General features: G+C 68.9%; 20 protein-coding genes and 2 tRNA genes. 11 read left to right on the top strand and 11 right to left on the bottom strand.

Annotated features, from left to right (window positions below):
• From AX669_RS10340 to AX669_RS10325, 4 genes are all read left to right on the top strand, one after another.
• Positions 1-911, top strand: a 911-nt coding sequence (locus AX669_RS10340; protein WP_231729552.1) for a carbohydrate ABC transporter permease, incomplete at its 5' end; no start/stop codon positions are given.
• A complete protein-coding gene (locus tag AX669_RS10335; protein ID WP_006944415.1) occupies positions 908-1,846 on the top strand; it encodes a carbohydrate ABC transporter permease in 939 nt (312 codons plus the stop codon). The genes AX669_RS10340 and AX669_RS10335, both read left to right, overlap by 4 nt.
• Before the next feature lie 40 nt (positions 1,847-1,886).
• Entirely contained in the window at positions 1,887-3,203 is a 1,317-nt protein-coding gene (locus tag AX669_RS10330; protein WP_062258279.1) for an ABC transporter substrate-binding protein, read from the top strand.
• A 3-nt stretch (positions 3,204-3,206) separates the two neighbouring features.
• Positions 3,207-4,283, top strand: coding sequence for an ABC transporter ATP-binding protein (locus AX669_RS10325; protein WP_038567545.1), 1,077 nt, complete (start codon positions 3,207-3,209; stop codon positions 4,281-4,283).
• A 118-nt stretch (positions 4,284-4,401) separates the two neighbouring features.
• Here AX669_RS10325 and AX669_RS10320 read toward each other — a convergent pair whose 3' ends face one another.
• From AX669_RS10320 to AX669_RS10300, 5 genes are all read right to left on the bottom strand, one after another.
• Positions 4,402-5,067 carry an ATP-dependent Clp protease proteolytic subunit gene (locus AX669_RS10320; RefSeq protein WP_006944395.1) on the bottom strand — a complete coding sequence of 222 codons (666 nt, stop codon included), beginning with the start codon at positions 5,065-5,067 and terminating at the stop codon, positions 4,402-4,404.
• A gap of 23 nt (positions 5,068-5,090) precedes the next feature.
• A complete protein-coding gene (locus tag AX669_RS10315) occupies positions 5,091-5,714 on the bottom strand; it encodes an ATP-dependent Clp protease proteolytic subunit (protein ID WP_038567538.1) in 624 nt (207 codons plus the stop codon).
• Between the two features lie 238 nt (positions 5,715-5,952).
• Entirely contained in the window at positions 5,953-7,557 is a 1,605-nt protein-coding gene (gene tig, locus AX669_RS10310) for a trigger factor (RefSeq protein ID WP_074041098.1), read from the bottom strand.
• Between the two features lie 113 nt (positions 7,558-7,670).
• Positions 7,671-7,744: transfer RNA gene (locus AX669_RS10305), tRNA-Pro, on the bottom strand.
• A 120-nt stretch (positions 7,745-7,864) separates the two neighbouring features.
• Positions 7,865-7,938: transfer RNA gene (locus tag AX669_RS10300), tRNA-Gly, on the bottom strand.
• A 231-nt stretch (positions 7,939-8,169) separates the two neighbouring features.
• Here AX669_RS10300 and AX669_RS10295 point away from each other — a divergent pair.
• A complete protein-coding gene (locus AX669_RS10295; RefSeq protein ID WP_006945905.1) occupies positions 8,170-8,361 on the top strand; it encodes an antitoxin in 192 nt (63 codons plus the stop codon).
• Between the two features lie 114 nt (positions 8,362-8,475).
• Here the strand turns inward: AX669_RS10295 and AX669_RS10290 are convergent, their stop codons facing one another.
• The 3 genes from AX669_RS10290 to AX669_RS10280 all read right to left on the bottom strand — a co-directional run bounded on the left by AX669_RS10290 (position 8,476) and on the right by AX669_RS10280 (position 10,939).
• Positions 8,476-9,624: a PP2C family protein-serine/threonine phosphatase gene (locus AX669_RS10290; RefSeq protein WP_062258277.1), complete on the bottom strand. Its 1,149-nt coding sequence runs from the start codon at positions 9,622-9,624 to the stop codon at positions 8,476-8,478.
• 140 nt (positions 9,625-9,764) lie between these two features.
• Positions 9,765-10,232, bottom strand: coding sequence for a ribose-5-phosphate isomerase (locus tag AX669_RS10285; RefSeq protein ID WP_038567531.1), 468 nt, complete (start codon positions 10,230-10,232; stop codon positions 9,765-9,767).
• Between the two features lie 56 nt (positions 10,233-10,288).
• On the bottom strand, positions 10,289-10,939 hold the full coding sequence (locus AX669_RS10280) for a DsbA family protein (RefSeq protein ID WP_082740853.1): 651 nt from the start codon (positions 10,937-10,939) through the stop codon (positions 10,289-10,291).
• Between the two features lie 119 nt (positions 10,940-11,058).
• Here AX669_RS10280 and pepN point away from each other — a divergent pair, with 119 nt between their 5' ends.
• From pepN to AX669_RS10260, 4 genes are all read left to right on the top strand, one after another.
• Positions 11,059-13,644 (top strand): aminopeptidase N, encoded by a 2,586-nt coding sequence (pepN, locus tag AX669_RS10275; protein WP_062258273.1) that lies wholly within the window; start codon positions 11,059-11,061, stop codon positions 13,642-13,644.
• Positions 13,645-13,908: 264 nt separating this feature from the next.
• Positions 13,909-15,015, top strand: a complete 1,107-nt coding sequence (locus tag AX669_RS13965; RefSeq protein WP_062258271.1) for a mechanosensitive ion channel family protein — start codon at positions 13,909-13,911, stop codon at positions 15,013-15,015.
• A 73-nt stretch (positions 15,016-15,088) separates the two neighbouring features.
• On the top strand, positions 15,089-15,493 hold the full coding sequence (locus tag AX669_RS10265) for a globin (protein WP_006945874.1): 405 nt from the start codon (positions 15,089-15,091) through the stop codon (positions 15,491-15,493).
• Between the two features lie 116 nt (positions 15,494-15,609).
• Positions 15,610-17,346, top strand: a complete 1,737-nt coding sequence (locus AX669_RS10260; protein WP_082740849.1) for a glycoside hydrolase family 13 protein — start codon at positions 15,610-15,612, stop codon at positions 17,344-17,346.
• A 158-nt stretch (positions 17,347-17,504) separates the two neighbouring features.
• Here AX669_RS10260 and AX669_RS10255 read toward each other — a convergent pair whose 3' ends face one another.
• The 3 genes from AX669_RS10255 to AX669_RS10245 form a co-directional block, all read right to left on the bottom strand.
• On the bottom strand, positions 17,505-18,542 hold the full coding sequence (locus AX669_RS10255; protein WP_062258281.1) for a Gfo/Idh/MocA family protein: 1,038 nt from the start codon (positions 18,540-18,542) through the stop codon (positions 17,505-17,507).
• Positions 18,543-18,815: 273 nt separating this feature from the next.
• Positions 18,816-19,529, bottom strand: coding sequence for a hypothetical protein (locus AX669_RS10250; RefSeq protein WP_062258270.1), 714 nt, complete (start codon positions 19,527-19,529; stop codon positions 18,816-18,818).
• A complete protein-coding gene (locus AX669_RS10245) occupies positions 19,526-20,005 on the bottom strand; it encodes a thioesterase family protein (RefSeq protein ID WP_038567517.1) in 480 nt (159 codons plus the stop codon). Before AX669_RS10245 ends, AX669_RS10250 begins: the two co-directional genes overlap by 4 nt.
• A gap of 102 nt (positions 20,006-20,107) precedes the next feature.
• On the opposite strand from AX669_RS10245, the gene AX669_RS10240 reads away from it, so the two are divergent.
• Complete coding sequence (locus AX669_RS10240; protein WP_038567515.1) at positions 20,108-21,079, top strand: acyl-CoA thioesterase II; 972 nt, start codon at positions 20,108-20,110, stop codon at positions 21,077-21,079.
• Between the two features lie 122 nt (positions 21,080-21,201).
• Complete coding sequence (locus AX669_RS10235) at positions 21,202-21,798, top strand: GNAT family N-acetyltransferase (protein ID WP_006945991.1); 597 nt, start codon at positions 21,202-21,204, stop codon at positions 21,796-21,798.
• Positions 21,799-22,217: the final 419 nt, after the last annotated feature.

The raw sequence follows: 22,217 nt of genomic DNA, 5'->3' as shown, positions 1-22,217 counted from the left end.
CGCCCGCGCCCCTCGGCCCCCCGCCGCCACGCCGCGGCCGGCCCGTCGGTGAATGGTTGACGGCGGCAGCGCTGCTGCTGCCCAACCTCGCGCTGTTGGCCGTGTTCACCTACCGACCACTGATCGACAACATCCGGTTGTCGTTCACCGACTGGACGCTGTCGGCGCCGACGCTCAACTACATCGGTCTGCAGAACTACTCGACGTGGCTGCACGACGCCAACGCGCACCAGGTGCTGCGCAACACCGCCATCTTCACCGTCGCGACGGTCGGGTTGTCGATGATGATCGGTCTCGGGCTCGCGCTGCTGCTCGATCGTCAGCTGCGCGGTCGCAACCTCGTGCGCTCGGCGATCTTCGCGCCGTTCGTCCTGTCCGGCACCGCTGTCGGCCTCGCGTTCCAGTTCGTCTTCGACCCGCACTTCGGTCTGCTCTCCGACCTCGCGCACCGCGTCGGGCTCAGCGTCCCGGACTTCTACCAGGATCCGAACTGGGCCCTCGTCATGGTGACGCTCACGTATGTGTGGAAGAACATCGGCTACACGTTCGTCATCTACCTCGCCGCGCTGCAGGGTCGCCGCACCGACCTCGACGAGGCCGCGGAGATCGACGGCGCGTCGTCATGGCGTCGCTTCACCAAGGTGCTGCTACCGCAGCTGCGCCCGACGACGTTCTTCCTGTCGATCACGGTGCTGCTCAACTCGGTCCAGGTCTTCGACATCATCCAGATCATGACGCGCGGTGGCCCCCAGGGCTACGGCACGTCGACGCTCGTCTACCAGGTGTACCAGGAGACGTTCGTCAACCAGCGCGCCGGCTACGGCGCCACGATCGCGACCATCATGTTCCTCATCCTGCTCGTCGTGACGGTCGTGCAGGTGCGGGTCATGGACAAGGAGCAGAAGGCATGAGCACCGCAGCCCCGCAGGAGAACGCCGCTGCGGCCACGCCGAAGCGGTCGGGTTCCTCCCCGTTCCGACGACGCCCCCGCGAGGAGGCGCACAGCAACGAGGTCCTCGACCACGGCGGGTTGCCGATGACGATCGCCGGTTACGCCGCGATGATGATCGCGTTCGCGATCGTCGCGATCCCGCTGTACTGGATCTTCATGACGTCGATCAAGCACCGCAGCGACATCTACACGACGCCCGCCGTCTGGTTCCCGCACTCGGTCACGGGTGAGGGTTACAAGACCGCGACGCAGTCGATCCCCTTCTGGGACTTCTTCCGCAACTCGGTCATCGTCACCGTCATCCTGTCGCTCGCCAAGATCGTCCTCGGTGTCATGAGCGCCTACGCCCTGAGCCTCATCCGCTTCCCCGGGCGCAACCTCGTGTTCATCGTCGTCATCGCGGCGCTCATGGTGCCGAACCAGATCACCGTGATCTCGAACTACGCCCTCGTCAGCCAGCTCGGCTGGCGCAACACCTACCAGGGCATCATCCTGCCGTTGGCGGGCGTCGCGTTCGGCACGTTCCTCATGCGCAACCAGTTCCTGTCGATCCCCAGCGAGATCATCGAGGCCGCGCGCATGGACGGGGCCGGGCCGATGAAGCTGCTGCGCAAGGTTGTCATGCCGATGTCGTGGCCGACCCTCATCGCGTTCTCCATCATCACCGTCGTCAACGAGTGGAACGAGTACCTGTGGCCGTTCCTCATGTCCGACGACCAGCGCACCGGCACCCTGCCGGTCGGCCTCACCCAGTTGCAGAACAACGAGGGCATCACGGACTGGGGCCCTGTCATGGCCGCCACGATGCTCGCCATGCTCCCCGTTCTCGCCCTGTTCCTCGTCCTGCAGCGCCACATGATCAAGGGCCTCACGGCCGGCGCCGTCAAGGGCTGACCCTCTCCCCCACGCTTCACCCAGACGAAGGAAGAAACTCATGTCCACACTCTCGCGCCGCAACCTCTTCGGCCTGACGGCTGGTGCCGTCGTCACCGCAGGCCTCAGCGCCTGCGCCGGCTCCGGCGGCTCCTCCAGCGGTGGTAACAACGGTGGCGGCGACTCGAACACGATCGAGTTCTGGAGCAACCACCCCGGCAAGTCGAAGGCGACCGAGCAGAAGCTCATCGCCGAGTTCGAGAAGGCCAACCCGAACCTCAAGGTCAAGCTCGTCGACGCCGGCAAGAGCTACCCCGACGTCGCGCAGAAGTTCAACGCGGCCCTGTCCGGCGGCAGCCTGCCCGACGTCGTCATCGTCTCCGACACGACGTGGTTCAACTTCGCCCTCAACGACCGTCTGGCCGACATGTCGGCCCTGACGTCCGAGAACAAGCTCTCGACGGACGACTACGTCAAGGGCCTGTACGACGACTACAAGTACGAGGACAAGCACTACGCCCTGCCGTACTCGCGCTCGACGGTCATCTTCTACTACAACAAGGACGCCTGGAAGAAGGCCGGTCTGCCGGACCGTGCGCCGACCTCGTGGGACGAGTTCGAGCAGTGGGCGCCCAAGCTGCAGTCGGCCATGGGCTCGGGCAAGAAGGCCATCGTCCTGGACGACGGCTCCGACTACCTCGACTGGACGTTCCAGTCCATCGCGTGGAGCTACGGCGGCGGCTACTCGAAGGACTGGACGCCCACCATGGCGTCCGAGGGCACCGTCAAGGCCGCCACGAAGATCCAGGAGTGGGCCAAGAAGGGCTGGATGCAGACGTCGAAGGACAGCCAGGCTGACTTCGCCTCGGGCATCGGCGCCTGCGCCATCGAGTCGACCGGTGGCCTCGCCGGCGTCATCAAGGACGCAAGCTTCAAGGTCGGCATCGGCTTCCTGCCCGCGCCGGGCGGCATCAAGACCGTGCCGACGGGTGGCGCCGGCCTCGCGGTGCCGAAGGGCATCTCCGCCGAGCGTCAGAAGAACGCCGTGAAGTTCATCGAGTTCATGACGAACAAGGACAACACGATCACCTTCTCCCAGGCGACCGGGTACATGCCGGTGCGCACCTCCGCCATGGACGACGCGAAGGAGAAGGCGTACCTCGAGAAGAACCCCGAATACGCCGTCGCCGTCAAGCAGCTGCCGAAGGCCCGCCCGCAGGACAACGTCCGCGTGTTCCTGCCCGGCGGTGGCATCGACATCGGTACCTCGCTCGACAAGATCATCGCCGGCTCGGACGTCAAGTCGACGCTCGAGGCGCTCGACAAGGCGCTGCAGGCGAAGTACGACTCCCAGATCAAGCCCAAGCTGAAGAAGTAATTCATGGCATCCGTCACCTTCGACGAGGCCACCCGCCTGCACAAGGGTGCGCCCCGTCCCTCCGTCAACAAGGTCACGCTCGACATCGCCGACGGGGAGTTCCTCGTCCTCGTCGGCCCGTCGGGCTGCGGCAAGTCGACGACGCTCCGCATGCTCGCCGGCCTCGAACCGGTCGACGAGGGCCGCATCCTCATCGACGGCCACGACCAGGCCGGCGTGCGTCCCCGTGATCGCGACGTCGCGATGGTCTTTCAGAGCTACGCGCTCTACCCGACCATGACGGCACGTCAGAACATGGCGTTCGCGCTCGAGAACGCAGGCACCTCGAAGGCGGACATCAACGCCCGCGTCGAGGAGGCGGCGAAGATCCTCGAGCTCGAGCCCCTGCTCGAGCGCAAGCCGGGCGCGATGTCGGGTGGCCAGCGTCAGCGTGTCGCCATGGGTCGCGCGATCGTGCGCCAGCCCAAGGTGTTCTGCATGGACGAGCCGCTGTCGAACCTCGACGCCAAGCTGCGCGTCTCGACGCGTGCGCAGATCGCGGCGCTGCAGCGACGCCTCGGCGTCACGACCGTCTACGTCACGCACGACCAGGTCGAGGCGATGACGATGGGTCACCGTGTCGCGGTGCTCAAGGACGGCATCTTGCAGCAGTGCGACACCCCGGAGGAGCTGTACGAACGGCCGCGCAACACGTTCGTCGCGGGCTTCATCGGTTCGCCGTCGATCAGCCTCATGGACGCCGCGCTCACCGGCGGTGACGCGACGTTCCACGGCATGCGGGTGCCGCTGTCGCGCGACATCAAGGCGACGTCGGATCGCGTGACGATCGGGGTGCGCCCCGAGGCGTTCGTCGTCGCGCAGCCCGGTGAGGCGGGTGCGCTCGAGCTCGAGGTCGAACTCGTCGAGACGCTCGGCTCGGAGGCGTTCGTCTACGGTCGCCCCGCGGGCGAGCCTGACGGCCCCCGCATCGGCACGCGCGTCGACAAGCGCGTGCGCCCGACGCAGGGTGACCGGTTTGCGGTGAAGCCCATGACCGACCACGTCCACGTCTTCGACACGGAGACCGGCGAGCGGCTGTGACACCCGGGCCGCTCCCCCGCCGTGGGTGATGCCGACATGACGAATGTGCCCGCCCCTTCCACACGGAAGGAGCGGGCACGTTCGTCGTGGCGGGTCAGGCCCGGTGGGCCCGGAGCCGTCAGCTCTCCAGCGACGCCTTGCGGCTCGTCAGCACCTCGTCGATGAGGCCGTACTCCTTGGCCATCTCGGCGGTGAGGATCTTGTCGCGGTCGATGTCGGCACGCACCTGCTCGATCGAGCGGCCGGAGTGCTTCGCGAGCGTCTCCTCGAGCCACTCACGCATGCGCATGATCTCGTTGGCCTGGATCTCGACGTCGGAGGCCTGGCCGCCCGAGCCCTCCATCGCCGGCTGGTGGATGAGCACGCGCGCGTTCGGCAGCGCGTACCGCTTGCCGGGCGCGCCGGCGCCCAGCAGGACGGCGGCGGCCGAGGCAGCCTGTCCCAGGACGAACGTGTGCACGTCCGGGCGGATGTACTGCATCGTGTCGTAGATCGCCGTCAGCGCGGTGAACGAGCCACCGGGGCTGTTGATGTACATGACGATGTCGCGGTCCGGATCCTGCGACTCGAGCACGATGAGCTGCGCGATGATGTCGTCGGCCGACGCGTCGTCGACCTGGACGCCGAGGAAGATGATGCGGTCCTCGAACAGCTTCGTGTACGGGTCGAGGCGCTTCGTGCCGTACGAGGTGCGCTCTTCGAACTGGGGCAGGATGTAGCGGCTCGTCGGCATCGGCGCGGTGACGCCGCCCATCGGGTGGCCCATGGAGCTGTGGGTGTTCATGAAGGTCTCCTTCGTGGGCGAGATCAGTGGTCGGACGACTCGGAGAATGCCGCAGCGTCCCCGGTCGCGTCCTTGGTAGCGTCCTGCGAACGCTCGAAGACGTGGTCGACGAAGCCGTACTCCTTGGCCTCGGCCGCGGTGAACCAGCGGTCGCGGTCGGAGTCGGCCGAGATCTTCTCGACCGGCTGGCCCGTGTGCTCGGCGATGAGCTCGGCCATCTGCTTCTTGATGTGCAGCAGCTGCTCGGCCTGCGTCTTCACGTCGGAGGCCGTGCCCTGGATGCCGCCGAGCGGCTGGTGCATCATGATGCGCGCGTGCGGCGTCGCGTAGCGCTTGCCCTTGGCGCCGGCGGACAGCAGGAACTGACCCATCGACGCGGCCAGACCCATCGCGACGGTGCACACGTCGTTCGGCACCCACTGCATCGTGTCGAAGATGGCCATGCCGGCCGTCACCGAACCACCGGGCGAGTTGATGTAGAGCCAGATGTCCTTCTCCGGGTCCTCTGCGGCGAGCAGCAGCAGCTGCGCGCAGATGGCGTTCGCATTGTCGTCGCGAACATCCGAACCGAGGAAGATGATGCGCTCCTTGAGGAGCCGGTTGTAGATCTGGTCGTCGAGGCCGGCGGCCATCTGCGGGCCTGCCATGACCACGTCCGAGGACTGGGCATTCGTCAAGGGATCACTCCGTTCCGAATCTGCCACCCCGAGCGGGTGACATCACGCTTGAACTCTTCACTGACCCTAACGCGCGGGCCCGAGCGTTTCGTCCCCGTCTCGGGGCTTGTTCGCCGTCAGCGCAAGGCTCGACGTTCGCCTGGGCCCGGACGCGACGAAGGGCCGCCCGATTGCTCGCGCGGCCCTCGTCTCAGACGTCAGTGACGACTCACTCGCCGTCGACAGCCTTCTTGGCCGTCTTCTTCGCAGCGGTCTTCTTGGCGGCGGTCTTCGTCGCCGTCTTCTTCGCAGCCGTCTTCTTGGCGGCTGCCTTCTTGGCCGGCTTCTCCGCGGCCTCAGCGGAGTCGGCGTCAGTGGCCTCGGCAGGGGCGGCGACCTTCTTCGTTGCCGTCTTCTTCGACGCGGCCTTCTTGGTCGTCGTCTTCTTCGCGGCAGCCTTCTTGGCGGGCTTGTCCGCAGCGTCGGCGTCGGCGTCCTCGGAGGCGACCGGAGTGGCGTTCTCACCGTCGGCGGCGTCGGCGGCCTGCGCCTCGTCCTCGTCATCGCCGGTGTCGACGGCGGCGTTCAGGTCGACGACGTTGCCCGCCGTGTCCTTGACCGTGGCGGACTCGAGAACGGTGGCGAGCGCCTTGCGGCGAGCGACCTCACCCATGATGGCGGGCACCTGGCCCTGCGCGTCGAGCGCCTGCGCGAACGTGTTCGGGTCCATGCCGTACTGCTGCGCCGACATGATGAGGTACTCGATCAGCTCGTCCTGGCCGACCTGGATCTCGTGCTTCTCGACGATCTCGTCGAGCAGGAGCTGCGTCGCGACCTGCTGACGCGTCGATTCGGTGACCTCGGCGCGGTGCTCGTCATCGTCGAGACGGTTCTCGCCCTCGAGGTGGTTCGTCACCTCTTCGGTGACGATGGACTCGGGCACCGGGATGTCGAGCTGCTCGAGGAGGACCTCGAGGACCTTGTCGCGGGCCTGGACGCCCTGCTCGAAGCGCTTGGTGCGCTCGACCTCGGCGCGCAGGTCGGCCTTGAGCTCGTCGATCGTGTCGAACGACGACGCCAGCTGGGCGAACTCGTCGTCGAGCTCGGGCAGCTCACGGACCTTGACCGACTCGACCTTGACGGTGCACTCGGCGTTCTCGCCCTCGTGCTCACCGCCGGCGAGCGGCGAGGTGAACGTCGCCTCCTCGCCGGCCTTGAGGCCCGTCAGCGCCTCGTCGAGACCGTCGAGCATCGTGCCCGAGCCGATCTCGTAGGAGACACCGGAGACCGCGTCGATCTCGTTGCCGTCGATCGTGGCCGACAGGTCGATCGTGACGAAGTCGCCCTTCTTGGCCTTGCGCTCGACCGACTCGAGCGTGCCGAAACGCTCGCGCAGCTCGGCGATGCGCTCGTCGATGTCGGCGTCGGAGACCTCGATCGGCTCGACCTCGACCTCGAGCGTGTCGAACGCCGGGAGCGTGATCTCGGGGCGGATGTCGACCTCGGCGGTGAAGCTCAGGCCCGCGCCGTCCTCGAGCGGGAACTCGGTGATGTCGACCTCGGGCTGGCCGAGGACCTTGACGTCGTTCTCGACAATCGCGTTCGTGTACAGCTCCGGAAGCGCCTCGTTGACGGCTTCCTGGATGACGGCCGCGCGGCCGAAACGCTGCTCGATGAGCTTCGCGGGAACCTTGCCCTTGCGGAAACCGGGGATCTGAACCTGCGAGCCGATGGTCGTGTAGGCCTTCTCGATGCTCGGCTTCAGTTCGTCGGCCGTGACGTCAACGGTGAGCTTGACCCGGGTCGGGGTTAGGTTTTCGACAGCGCTCTTCATCAGCGGTGCACTCCAGTCGATCGGTGATGGTGGGCGCGCCCGCACTGGCCGGCCGATCATCGGCCCTGCCTGCGGCGCGGCGCACTCCTCTTACTCGTCGTTCATGCTAACGGTCGGGGTGACAGGATTCGAACCTGCGGCCTTCCGCTCCCAAAGCGGACGCGCTACCAAGCTGCGCCACACCCCGTCAGCCCCGCTCACCAGAGGCGAGGCGGGCCGCTCCGCGCGCGCCGTCCTGCTGCGATCGCGCCGGGGCGCGCTCTCGCAAGACGAACGGCGGCCCCCGCGGGAGCCGCCGTCGCGGTGCTGGAGCGGGCGACGAGAATCGAACTCGCGTGATCAGTTTGGAAGACTGAGGCTCTACCATTGAGCTACGCCCGCACGTTTCTCGGACACATTACCCGAACACGCCGTGACGCCCCAATCCGCGGGGGCTGACCTAGCCCGCCGCCGTCGCCCCCGTGCTCGCGCGAAGCGCCGCCGACGGTCGTCTTGGCCACCGAGACGTTCGCCAACGAACGATGCCGGCGGTCTCGACGCCGCCCCCGCGCATGTGCTTCGGTGAAGATGAGTCCGGTTCGCCGGAGCACTTCCATTCGCAGGAGGCACATCATGGGCATTTTCGACAGCGCCAAGGACAAGGCCAGCGAGTTCGCCCAGGACAACCCCGACAAGCTCGACCAGGGCGTCGAGAAGGCCGGCGACTTCGCCGACGACAAGACGGGCGGCCAGCACGCCGACCAGATCGACAAGGGCCAGGACTTCGCGAACGAGAAACTCGACGGCGCCTTCGGCGGCGAGTGAGCTGCCTCCGTTGAACGCTGACGGCGCCGCTCCCCGGTGGGGGGCGGCGCCGTTCGTCGTTCAAGCAGGATAGGTCGATCGGGCAGATGCACTCGCTCAGAAGGGCGCGCTCACTCAGACGGACGCGGTTCCGCGCGCGTGGCGCGATTCGGACGACTCAGGCACGGGCCGCCAGATGACGACAACGGAGCGATCGTCCTGCCCCCCGGTGCGCGCCGAGGCCTCGCAGATGCGCTGGGCCGCCCCCTCCGGGCCGGCGCTGATGGCCCGTTGCGCGAGGCCGAGCATCTGCTGCGTCCCGGCCGCGAGGTCGCCGTCAGGGCCCTCGACGACGCCGTCGGTGTAGAGGAGCAGGACATCGCCGGGCTCGAGCACCCCGCCGGCGCGCGCGTAGTCCTGCGGCCCCTGGTCGAACAACCCGAGCAGCAGACCGGCCGCGCCGGTGATCATCTCCCAGCGGCGCGTGCCCGCGTGATAATGCGCGGCGCTCGGGTGACCGGCCGTACCGACGCAGTACTGGCCGTCCTCGACGTTGATCGAGACGTGGATGGCGGAGGCGAACCCGTCGCGCCAGCCCTGGCGGATGAGGTAGCGGTTCGCGCCGGGAAGAAAATCCTCCGGGCGCGTCTCCCCCAGCAACCCTGCGAGGGCGCCGGAGAGCAGCAGCGCACGCATCCCGGCAGACGGGCCGTGCCCGGAGACGTCGGTGAGGGCGAGGTGCAGGTGGTCGTCGCGTCGGGCGGCGACGACGAAGTCACCGCTGAATGCATCCCCGCGTGAGGGCATGACACAGTGCTCGACGCGCATCCCGTCCGGCATCTCGGGTGGCAGGGCCTGGGTGTCGAGCCGCTGCCGCAGATCCTTGAGCATGCTCGAGCCGACCGAGAGCGGCACACCCATCGTGAAGCGCTGACGGTTCGCGAACGCGACGATGCCGACGATGAGGGCGAGAGCCACCGCGACGGACCACTGCGTCGGCGCGTCGGACCAGGTGATCGCGGCCGTCGTCACATAGCCCGTCAGGACGATGGCGATGGCGAGCGCCAGGCGACGCCCCGACAACAGGAACGCTGCGGCGACGATGAGCGGGATGAAGACCGCATGCGACATCGTCGGCGTGAGCGCGATGGCGGCGGCACAGACGATCGCGGTGAGCAGCGCGAACGCGACGACGACGCTGTGCGGCTTGGAGATCGGAGTGGCCACGGCACGCTGCACCGACTGACGCAGGCGCGTCTGTTCGCGTTGAGCCTCCAGAACCACGCGCGCCAGCCTATAGGGGTTGCCTCACGCGCACCAGGGGTGGTGGAGCATGCACCTGCGTGGGTGACAGGCTCCACCGACCCGGGCCGACGGCCCGTCACGCGGCGAGAAGATCGCGCCGCGCGGGCCGTTCGAAGGCCTCAGCCCTCGGAGGGCAGCGTGCCGTCCCGTTCGTACTTCTCGACCATCGCGAGGCGGCGCGCGTGACGCTCGACGCCCGCGTACGGCGTCTCGATGAAGGTGCGGGCGATCTGCTTGGCCTCGTCGATCGAGACGAAGCGACCACCGATCGACAGGATCTGCGCACCGTTGTGCTCGCGTGCGAGAGAGGCGAACTCGGGCGTCAGGCACAGCGCGGCACGGATGCCCTTGACCTTGTTCGCCGCCATCTGCTCGCCGTTGCCGGACCCGCCGAGAACGATGCCGAGCGAGCCCTCGTCGTCACGCACGCCCTCGGCGGCACGCAGGACGTAGACCGGGTAGTCGTCCTCGGCGTCGTACTCGCTCGGGCCGTGGTTGATGACCTCGTGACCCTGCTCGGTCAGGTAGGTCAGCAGGGCCTGCTGGGTCTCGAAAGCTGCGTGGTCGCCACCGATGTGAATGCGCATGTGTGCTCGTCCTTGTCGCGAAGATATGGCCTGAGGGGCAGTGGTGGTGCGGAGGGTCAGCTGAAGTCGGGGCCGACGTCGCGGCTGCGCTTGAGTTCGTAGAAACCGGGCGTGCCCGCGACGAGGAGGCAGCCGTCCCACAGGCGCCCGGCGTCCTCACCCTTGGGCGCCGGCGTCACGACCGGGCCGAAGAACGCGGTGCCGCCGAACGCGACGACGGGGGTGCCGACGTCCGTGCCGACGAGGTCGGTCGCGCGCTTGTGCGCGGCCCGCAGGGCGACGTCGACATCGTCGCCGGGCACGTTGGTCGCCGCGTCGACGAGCTCCGGCTCGAGACCGCACTCGGCGAGCGACTCCACGAGCACGCGCCGCACGCTCTCGGCGTCACGCGGGTCGGCGCCGCCGGGGTGGAAGCGGGTGCCGATCGCGTCGTAGAGCGGCTTGACGACGTCGTCGCCGTGCGCCTGTTGCGCCGCGATGACCAGGCGTGCGGGCGCCCACGCCTGTTCGAGGAAGGCCCGGTAATCATCGGGCAGGTCGCGGCCCTCGTTGAGGACGGCGAGGCTCATGACGCGCCAGGTGACGCGCACGTCACGCACCTTCTCGACCTCCATGAGCCAGCGGGACGTCATCCACGCCCACGGGCACATCGGGTCGAAGAACATCTCGACGGTAGGGGCTGCGGACTCGGGCTGATTTTCGCTCACCGTCCCATCCTGCCACCTCGAGCGCTCGTGCAAGGATGGGCAGCACCGCCCGAACGGCTGTGGCGCACACCACTTCGCGCACCGCCGTTCCTCAACCCTGCTGGAAGGACACCACTGACGTGAACGGGGCCAACCTCACCCGCGACGACGCGCAGACCCGCGGCGAGAACATCACCGTCGACTCCTACGCCGTCACCCTCGACCTCACCACCGGCCCGACGACGTTCGCGACGTCGAGCGTCGTGCGCTTCAGCGCGCAGCCCGGCAGCGAGACATGGCTCGATTTCCTGGGCGAGTCCGTCAGCCGCGTCGTCGTCAACGGCGAGGAGCGTGACGTCGACTGGAACGGGGCGCGCATCCGCCTCACCGATCTCGCCGCCGAGAACGAGGTGCGCGTCGACGCCGTCGGCGTCTACATGAACACCGGTGAGGGCCTGCACCGCTTCGTCGACCCCGCCGACGACGAGGTCTACCTCTACTCGCAGTTCGAGGTGCCGGACGCGCGACGCATGTACCCCGTCTTCGAACAGCCCGACCTCAAGGCGACGTTCCAGTTCACCGTCACGGCGCCCGCGCGCTGGCAGGTGCTGTCGAACGAGACGACGCCGGAGCCGAAGCCCGCGACGCAGACCTACACGGGTCCGAACGGGGTGAGCGAGCCGGCCGCGACGTGGGAGTTCGCCCCCACCGCCCGCATCTCCTGCTACGTCACCGCGCTCGTCGCGGGCCCCTACGAGGCGTACCGCGACAGCGTCGAGACGCGCGCCGGCACCATCCCTCTCGGCGTGTTCTGCCGCAAGTCGCTCGCTCCGCACATGGACGCCGACGAGATCTTCGACATCACCAAGCGTGGCTTCGCGTTCTTCGAGAACGAGTTCGACCAGCCCTACCCGTTCACCAAGTACGACCAGATCTTCACGCCGGAATACAACGCGGGCGCGATGGAGAACGTCGGCTGCGTGACGTTCTCCGAGATCTACGTCTTCCGCGCCAAGGTCTCGGAGGCCGTCGTCGAGCGCCGTGCGCTGACGGTGCTGCACGAGCTCGCGCACATGTGGTTCGGCGACCTCGTCACGATGAAGTGGTGGAACGACCTGTGGCTCAACGAGTCGTTCGCCGAGTGGGCCTCGACGACGGCGCAGGCCGAGGCGACTCGTTGGGAATCGGCGTGGACGACGTTCGGCACGTCCGAGAAGGCGTGGGCCTACCGTCAGGACCAGCTGAGCTCGACGCACCCCATCGTCGCCCCGATCCGCGACCTCGCCGACGTGGAGGTCAACTTCGACGGCATCACGTACGCCAAGGGCGCTTCGGTGCTCAAGCAGCTCGTCGCCTACGTCGGGCGTGAGCCGTTCACCGCCGGTCTGCGCGCTTACTTCGCGCGCTATGCGTGGCAGAACACGACGCTGCCGCAGCTGCTCGCCGAGCTCGAGACGACGAGCGGACGCGACCTCACGCAGTGGTCGAAGCTGTGGCTCGAGACCGCCGGCGTCAACACGCTGCGCCCGATCGTCGAGACCGACGACGACGGCCGCATGACGAGCGTCGTCATCGAGCAGAGCGCCGCCGACGACTACCCCACGCTGCGTCCGCACCGCCTCGCCGTCGGCTGCTACATGCTGCGTGACGGCGCCCTGACGCGCACCGCGCGCGTCGAGCTCGACGTCGACGGTGAGCGCACCGAGGTGAGCGAGCTCGTCGGCACGCCGCAACCCGACCTGCTGCTCGTCAACGACGACGACCTCGCCTACGCGAAGATCCGTCTCGATGCGCGCAGCCTCGCCACGGCCATCGCCCACCCGCGCGCGTTCACGGATTCGCTGCCGCGCGCCCTCGTGCTCGGCGCCGCCTGGGACATGACGCGCGATGCGGAGATGTCGGCGCGCGACTTCATCGACATGGCCCTCGCGACGCTGCCGGGCGAGAGTGACTCGACCCTGCTGCGCACCCTGCTCGGGCAGCTGACGACCGCCGCGCGCACGTACACGGCACCGGAGCACCGCGACGACGTCGTCGCCCTCGTGGCCCGCACTCTGCGCGGTCTGCTGCTGTCGGCCGAGCCCGGCTCCGATGCGCAGCTCCAGCTCGCGCAGGCGTTCACGTCGTTCGCCGCGAGCGCCGACGACCTCGCGTTCGTCCGCGGCCTGTTCGAGGGCTCGTCCGTGCTCGACGGTCTCGCCCTCGACACCGAGATGCGCTGGACGCTGCTCACGAGCCTTGTCGCCGGTGGCGTGCTCGGCGAGCCCGAGATCGCGGCCGAACTCGAGCGGGACAACACCGCGACCGGCGCTGAGCGCGCCGCGCGTGCCCGGGCGGCGATCCCGACGGCCGAGGCGAAGGCCGCGGCGTGGGCGTCCGTCGTCGACTCCGACGCGCTCGCGAACCAGACGATCGCCGAGACCGCCGCGGGCTTCGGGCACGTGCACGACGAGGCACTGCTCGAGCCGTACATCGAGCGCTACTTCGAGATGGCCGAGGGCTACTGGGCCTCGCGCACGCACCACATCGCGGAGCTGACGATCGGGTCGTTCTTCCCGTTCACGCTCGCCGGGCCGCAGCTGCTCGCGCAGGCCAACACCTGGCTCGACGCCCACCGTGACGCCCCGGCCGGTCTCGTGCGCACCGTTGCCGAGAACCGCGACACCGTGGCGCGCGCCGTCGAGGCTCAGCGCTTCGACGCACAGGCGGCGCGACAGCACGGCTGAGCCCGCCGCGACGGGCGGTGATGCGCGCGAGCCGTGAGTGCTCGTGCTTCCCGCGTCGTGATGCACGTGATGCGGCCCGGGACGGTTTCGATCGTCCCGGGCCGCATCGTGTGTGCCGTCGCGACGCAGCTGCGCCGGCGGCAGTGATCGCGCAGAGCCCGGGGAGCCTGGGCTCTGCGAGACTCTCGCTTCACGTGGGGCGGCAGCGAATCGGCCCACGTCGGTCGTTCGAGACGAGCTGGGCGCGGGTGATTGGATGACGGCATGTCATCGATTCCCCTGAGCCTCGTCCCACTGCGCACGTCGACGATGGGCGATCTGTGGCACCACGTCGGTGGCACTCCGGTGCAGGTGGTCATCATCGTCGTCGCGGCCGTCGCGGTGCGTTGGCTCGCCCACCGCGCGATCTCGCGGGCCGTCGAGGCGATGATCGCCCGCCCCCGCTCGACGCGTTCTGGGCAGGACGAGACACGTGGGGCCACTGACGAGGCCGGTCAGCAGACGGGCGCCGCCACCCCTTCCGCCCAGGCGCCAGAAGGCGCGGGCGACGCTGCGGGAGAGCCGGAAGGCGCTGCGGGAGGGGCGGAAGGCGCTGCGGGGAGCACCGCCGTCAGCGCCGGCGACCTGCTCGCTCCGACCCGCGCCCGGTTGCGTGCCGCCGCAGGTCTCGACGACGAGCGTCGCCGTCAGCGCGCCGCGACGATGGGGTCATTGCTGCGCTCGATCACGACGGTGGCGGTCGTCGTCGTCGCGACGCTGACGATCGCCGCGCAGTGCGGCATCCAGCTCGGCCCGATCATGGCGAGCGCCGGAGTCGCGGGCGTCGCGCTCGGCTTCGGCGCGCAGTCGCTCGTCAAGGACTACCTGTCGGGCATCTTCATGATCTTCGAGGATCAGTACGGCGTCGGTGACGTCATCGACACCGGCGAGGCGATCGGAACCGTCGAGGAGGTGACGCTGCGCATCACGCGGCTGCGCGACGCGAACGGTGTCGTCTGGTACGTCCGAAACGGTGAGATCGTGCGCGTCGCCAACCGTTCGCAGGGGTGGTCGACGTCGCTCGTCGACATCCCGGTCGCCTACGACTCGGACATCCACACCGTCACCCATGTGCTCGAGGGCGTCGTCGACGCGCTCGAGGCCGACCCCGAGTGGAGCGAGAAGCTGATCGAGCGCCCGAACGTCGCGGGTGTCGAATCGGTGGCGGGCGGCACGATGACGTTCCGCATCATCGCGAAGACGGCGCCGAACGAGAACTTCGGCGTGAGCCGCGAACTGCGCCGACGCAGCGTCATCGCGCTCGAGGACGCAGGCGTCAAGGGCCCGCCGGCCCAGCCGTTCGCCGCCGTCAACACCGCCCTGCCGAGGTGAGGCCGACCGCGGCACCAATGAAGGGACCTCCGGCCACGCGACGGCCGTGGCGCGCGGGTGAAAGACTGGACGCATGAGTGAGCCGACGCTGTACGACCGCATGGGCGGCCACGCCACGTTTCACCGTCTCGTCGAGGTGTTCTACGACGGCGTGGCGCAGGACGCGACGCTGCGAGCGATGTACCCCGAGGCCGATCTCGAGCCCGCGAAGCGCCGTTTCGAGATGTTCCTCGAACAGTACTGGGGCGGCCCGACGACGTACTCGGCCGAGCGCGGCCACCCGCGCCTTCGGATGCGACACATGCCGTTCGCCGTCACCCCCGAGCAGCGCGACCGCTGGCTGACGCACATCATGGCGGCGTGCGACGACGTCGCCCTGGAACCGGAGCTCGACCGCCTGCTGCGCGACTACCTCGTGCGCGCGGCCTACAGCCTCGTCAACACCCCCGGGCCGGAGCCGGAGCACCCGGTTCGCTGACGCGCCGCCGTCACCGAGTCGAACGGCTCGGGCAGCGATGGGCCTGTCGAGCCCCTCTCGGCCGCGGGTGATGCGGACGGTTTCGTCCCAGCGCCCGTGGTTGGCAGACTGGGGCGGTGAGTGAACAGACTTCGTGGATCAAGCAGACCTCAGCGACGCACGTCGGCCTCGGCGGCCAGGAATGGTGGCGTACGTCCGCCGTCTACCAGGTGTATCCGCGCTCGTGGGCCGATTCGAACGGTGACGGTGTCGGCGACCTGCCCGGCATCACCGCCAAGCTGCCCTACCTGCGCGACCTCGGCGTCGACGCGCTGTGGATCTCGCCGTTCTACACCTCCCCGATGGCCGACGCGGGCTACGACGTCGCCGACTACCGCGACATCGACCCGCTGTTCGGCACCCTCGCCGACGCCGACAAGCTGATCGCCCGCGCGCACGAGCTCGACCTGCGCGTCATCGTCGACCTCGTGCCGAACCACTCCTCCGACGAGCACGAGTGGTTCAAGGCGGCCCTCGCGGCCGGCCCTGGTTCGCCGGAGCGCGAGCGCTACCTGTTCCGCGACGGCAAGGGCGAGAACGGTGAACTGCCGCCGAACGACTGGCAGGCGATCTTCGGCGGCAACGCGTGGACGCGCGTCAGCGACGCCGACGGCAACCCCGAGCAGTGGTACCTGCACCTGTTCGACCCCAAGCAGCCGGACTTCAACTGGAACAACCCCGAGGTCCGCGACGAGTTCGTCTCGATCCTGACGTTCTGGCTCGACCGCGGTGTCGACGGCTTCCGCGTCGACGTCGCGCACAGCCTGATCAAGGCCGACGGGCTGCCCGATCACGCGGCGCACGCGCAGATGGCCGGCACCGGCGATGCGAGCCACGACAACGGCGGCCCGATGTGGGATCAGGAGGGCGTGCACGAGATCTACCGCGCGTGGCGCGAGTTGCTCGACTCCTACAACCCGCGCGACACCGAGGGTTACGACTCCGCCGCCGACCGCGCGATGTGCGCCGAGGCGTGGGTCAGCCCGCCCGAGCGCCTCGCCCGCTACGTGCGCCCGGACGAGTTCCACCAGGCGTTCAACTTCGCCTTCCTCGAGACACCGTGGCGTGCCGCCGACCTGCACGAGAGCATCACGTCGTCGTACCGCTCGAACGACTCCGTCGGCGCACCGACGACGTGGGTCCTGAGCAACCACGACGTCGTGCGTCACGCCACTCGTCTTGCGCTGCCCGTCGGGCAGCCGCGCCCCAACGGCATCCGCGCCGAGGACCCGCAGCCCGACGCGGCACTCGGCCTGCGTCGCGCCCTCGCGGCGACGGCACTCGAGCTGGCACTGCCCGGCGGCGCCTACCTGTACCAGGGTGAGGAACTCGGCCTGCCCGACCACACGACGATGCCCGACGAGGCGCGTCAGGACCCGACGTGGGAGCGCTCCGAGCACACCGAGGCCGGCCGTGACGGCTGCCGCGTGCCGATGCCGTGGGTCAAGGACGCGCCGTCGTTCGGGTTCGGCCCGTCGGAGGCGACGTGGCTGCCGCAGCCCGAGGTCTACGGTGACCTCGCCGTCGACCAGCAGGACGGCGTGGCCGGTTCGACGCTCGAGTTCTACCGCCGCATGCTGCGCGAGCGTCACGCCCGCGAACTGGGCTCCGGCTCTCTCACGTGGGTCGAGGGTGCCGGCGACGACGTCCTGGCGTTCGTCAACAGCCGTGACGGCCACGAGGACCTGTGGGTCGTCACGAACTTCGGTGAGCCGGTCGCCCTGCCCGACGACGCGTTCGTCGTCCTGAGCAGCGGTGAGGCCGACAGCCTCACCGTCGAACGCGACGTGACGGTCTGGTTCACGCGAGCCTGATCGAGGCCCACCCGGTCGCAGCGCGACGCGATGATGGCGGGTAACTCACGCGTAGGCGCGTCACGAGGCGCCTACCTGTGAGTTACCCGCCATCGTGCGTCGACGGTAGCCGGAGCTGTCGTGGGTGCGTCCTGGCATGACGCGTGCTTGGCGCACGGTCACTCCCCCGGGTAGACCACCCCGAGCTGACGGCGGATCTCGTCCATGAGACCCATGACGCGCAACGTCTCGGCGTGTGGCATGAGGGGCGACTCGCGGCGGCCGTCGCTGATGCAGCGGGCCACCTCGACGGCCTCGAAGTGCAGCGCGTGCAGGTCGTCGGCACCGTCGAAGGTGTCGAGCACCTCGCCGTCGTTGCTGACGAGTCGCACCTGCGTCGGGAAGTAGAACCACCCGTCGAGTTCGAGGCGCCCTTCGGTGCCGGCGACTACGGCGGTGTTGGGCGTCTGCGTCGCCATCGTCGTGCCGAGACCGGCGATGGAACCACCGCCGCGCAGGGTGATCGTCTCGCATTCGTCGACGCCCTGCGGCGTGAGGATGCCGGTGGCGACGACGTCGTCGACCTGCGGCATGAGCATCGCCGCGAAGCTGAGCGGGTAGATACCGAGGTCGAGGAGCGCACCGCCGGCGAGGGCGGGATCGGACAGGCGCTGGGGCCCCTCCGGGTAGAGCGCCTGACCGTGGTCAGCGGCGATCCAGCGCACGTCACCGATGAGGCCGGCGTCAATGGCCTGACGGATCACGTCGTAGTGCGGCAGGAAGCGCGACCACATGGCTTCCATGACGAACACGCCGGCGCGCTCCGCCGCCTCGAGCACCTCCCGAGCCTCGGCGGCGTTGCGCGTGAATGCCTTCTCGACGAGGACGTGCTTGCCCGCCTCGATGGCGAGCAGTGCGTGGTCGCGGTGCGCGCTGTGTGGCGAGGCGACGTACACGACGTCGACGTCGACGTCGTCGTCAGCAACGAGTTCGCCGTAGGATCCGTAGGCCGTTGCTCCGGAGGCGAATTCGTCGACGAACTCTTGCGCCCGCTGAACATTTCGAGAACCGACGGCTACGATGCGTTGCGACGTCCGCGCCGTGAGCGCTTGCGCGAACGTGCGGGCGATGCCGCCGGGCGCGATGATGCCCCAGCGCAGGCTCGGTGCGTCCATGGGGTCGAGGGTGCGTGGCTGCGGTAGTGAACGGTGCGTCATGGTCACGACGATAACCGCGCAGGCACCCTTCGTTCGGCTCGGCGGGCTCGCGTGCACGGCGTCGGATGCCCGACCGCTCAGGTGCGGAGGATTTCGACGGTGACGCATCGCACCCGAACGCGCGCCGCCAGGTGCGCACCCCGCGTCAGCAACGTCGCGCACCCCAGCCGATCGGCACGCTCGCGGTCCGAGCGACGAGCGACATCCCCCGCCCGCGCGGCCCACCCTTGAGGTGCGCAAACCCGCGTCAACGACGCCGCGCGCCCCGAGCCATCAGCGCACGAGAACGTGCCCGACGTCTGTCGAGACGCGATGCCAGCGGGCCGTGCCGTACACCGTCGCGACATCGCCGACGGCGAATCCGAGCGCGTACAGCCCGAGCGCGGCCCCGGTGGGCAACCCGTCGGCGCCGCCGAGATCACCCTCGATCGGGCGGTTCCAGACGCGTTCACGGAGCTGTTCGACGGCTGCGGCACCGGCGCCCTCGGGGGTTCCGGTGGCGACCTCCTCGATGCCGACGCGCGCGACGTGCACGAGACCGTCGACGGGCAGGCGCGCCAGCGGCGACCATCCGCTGCGCGGGGGCGTGACAGCAGCCCAGGACGTGCGCACCGTCATCGGCGGGATCTCGAGCGTGAAGGCGCCATCGGATTCGTCGACGACCTGGGGGCTTGCACCGGGCGCGGCGTTCGCGACCGCACCACGCGGCGAACCGCTGCGAGCCAGACGATCGGCGACCGCCGCCAATGGGACGACGACGTCGACCGGCTCGTCGACGGCGCGCGCGAGCGGCAGCACCCGCAACCCTATGACGGTGCCCTCCCCCATGAGTCCGCGGCCCTTGCGCACGCCGACCCACGCGGCGAGCGTCGCTCCACTCGCCTGGAGGCGGATCGCGCCGTCGGCGTCGAGCGTGCGCGCGCGGGCGACGTACGTCGTCAGGTCTGCGGCGACCTGGACGTCCGCGAGCTCCAACCCGTCGCTCACGCCGAGGCCTCGCGGCGCTTCTCGGCAGCGCGGTGGCGGAACGGCACGGGCGGGCCGACGAAGCGTCGCAGCTGTGTCTTGTCGTGCTCCTCGAGCCGGCGCGGCCGCTCGGTTTGGAAGTCGTAACCGACGAGCGTCGTCTCCGCGAGCGCGTACGTCGTCGAACCGTGCCCCCCGTCGCGCACCTCGTACCCGACGTCGTACGCCGCGCCGCCGAGGTGCGTGATCCACATGGCGACCTCGATCGGCTCGATGCGGAACAGCAACGGCGCCCGGTACTCGATCTCGTGACGCGCGACGATGATGCCTTCGCCGACGACGGAACGCTCACGACCGAACCACTGCGCGAACGCGAGGATGCGGGCGTCCTCGAGCAGACGCAGGAACTGGACGTTGTTGACGTGGCCGTAGGCGTCCATGTCCGACCACCGCAGCGGAACGGGCACGACGGAGGCATAGTCGGGCGCGTAGGTCATGGCGGTCATTATCCCCCGCGCCCAGGCCCGATCACCAACCGACGGCGGTGTCATGTCACGCGGTTGCGCGCGGGCGGCGCCGTTCATGGGTAGCCTCGCCTCGTGACTTCCCTCGTTTCGATCGAACCGTCCGACGACCCGGTCGGCGACCTGCTGAACATCCTCGACGTCCGCCCGGTGGGCAGTGCAACGATCTCCGCGTCCTTCGACGAGGACGGTGAGCGCCGCGTCGACCTCGGTCAGAGCGCCGCGGACCTGTTCGTCGGCGAATCGCAGCCGCAGCCGCACGGGCGCATCTTCGGCGGGCAGGTTCTCGCGCAGTGCATCGTCGCGGCCGGCCGCACCGTCGGTGAGATCAAGCCCGGGGTGCCGCGCCACATCCACTCCCTGCACGGGTACTTCCTGCGCCCGGGGGACGCTGCGCAGCCGGTGCGTTTCGCCGTCGAGCGACTACGTGACGGTGGGTCGTTCTCCGCTCGGCGCGTTCACGCGATCCAGAACGGCGCGCCGATCCTCAGCGTCATCATGAGCTTCCAGGAGGACGCCGGCGGCATCGACCACCAGGTGACGATGCCGGACGTGCCGGCCCCCGAGTCGCTGCCCACGACCGCGGACATCGTCGGCGACATCGATCACCCGATGGCGCAGCACTGGGCGCGCGGACGCGCTGTCGACGTTCGACACGTCGAGGGCGGGCTCTATCTCGCGCCGGCGGACGAACGTCAGCCGTTCCAGAACCTGTGGATGCGCACACTGCGTGAGGTGCCGAACGACCCGCTGCTCAGCGCTGCGATCCTCGCGTACGCCTCCGACTACTCGATGCTCGAGGCGGCGATGCGCGCCAACGGCATCGCCTGGTCGTCACCCGGCTACCGCGCTGCGAGCCTCGATCACGCGATGTGGTTCCACCGACCCGTGGATCTGACGCAGTGGATCCTGTTCGCGCAGGAATCACCCTCGACGTCGGGTGGGCGCGGCCTCGGCGTGGGGCGCATGTTCACCGAGGACGGCACCCTCGTCGCCACCGTCGCGCAGGAGGGCATGATGCGCCTCAAGGACGCCCCCCGCCCCTGACCTCGCGTACCGCCATCCCCTGCACGACTGCGATTCCCGTCCCCATCTGCGATGTTCGTGCCCATCCGCGATTCTTGGTCACATCCGTCGGGCTGCGACGCATGGGCGCTACGTTGAGGGGCATGACTGATTTCGACGCTGACATCACGCTGACCGGGTCCTTGGTGCGGTTGGAGCCCTTGACGCTCGAGCATCATGACGGCCTCGTGGACGCCGTCAACGACGGCGAGATGTGGACGCGCTGGTACACGAGCGTTCCGCGCGCTGACGGTGTTCGCGCGATGATCGAGCAGCGCCTCGCATGGCGCGAGTCGGGGTTCATGGTGCCGTTCGTCGCGGTGCGGCTGGCGGACGAGCAGGTGTTGGGGTGCACGACGTTCTACGACATCGTCGACGCGGTGCCGCGCGTGTCGATCGGCTACACGTGGAATCGCGCGTCCACGCACGGTACGGGCACGAACGCGGAGAGCAAGTTGTTGCTCATGACGTACGCCTTCGAGACGGTCGGGGTCGAGTGTGTGCGGTACGAGACGAGCTGGATGAACCAGCAGTCACAGGCCGCGATCGAGCGTCTCGGTGCCAGGCGTGACGGCGTGTTGCGCGCCGATCGTCGCGAGGGCAACGGCGCATTGGGCGACAAGGTTGTCTATTCGATCCTTGCGCACGAGTGGCCGGCCTCGAAGGCTTCTCTCGAGGCGCGCCTCGCGAAACGGCGCTGACCCGTCAGCCCGACGGTCCGGATCCCCAGACCGCGGCACCGACTGCGCCGGCGATGCCGGCCGGCTCTGACGGCGCGGCGGCACCACGAGCACGCGTCATGACGCAGCCCTTCCCCGAGCCCAATCCGTCCCCCACCTCACGACGCAGGGACAGCGGACAGTGACCCGGCGCACCATGGACTCTGGATGACAGCAACGCCCCTCACGAACACCGAGCGTGCGAGGTGTGAGTGAGAGGCGTTGCTGTCATCCAGCCCGGAGGCCTGTCGCACCGAGGTGGCGCGGCGATCCTGGGCGAGCCCGCGAGCTCAGGATCCGCGCCGCCCGGAAGACGGGTCGAGGGAGTATCAGTCGCGTGTCCTTACCGCGACTTCGTCAGCGCTTGCTGCGGCAGGATCCTCGCTTCGCTGCGGTCCTAC

Source organism: Dermacoccus sp. CCH2-D9, assembly GCF_001556795.1.
Classification (GTDB): Bacteria; Actinomycetota; Actinomycetes; order Actinomycetales; family Dermatophilaceae; genus Dermacoccus; species Dermacoccus nishinomiyaensis.
The sequence above is the reverse complement of the archived record's forward strand: the minus strand, read 5'-3'. Positions and strand labels throughout refer to the sequence as shown.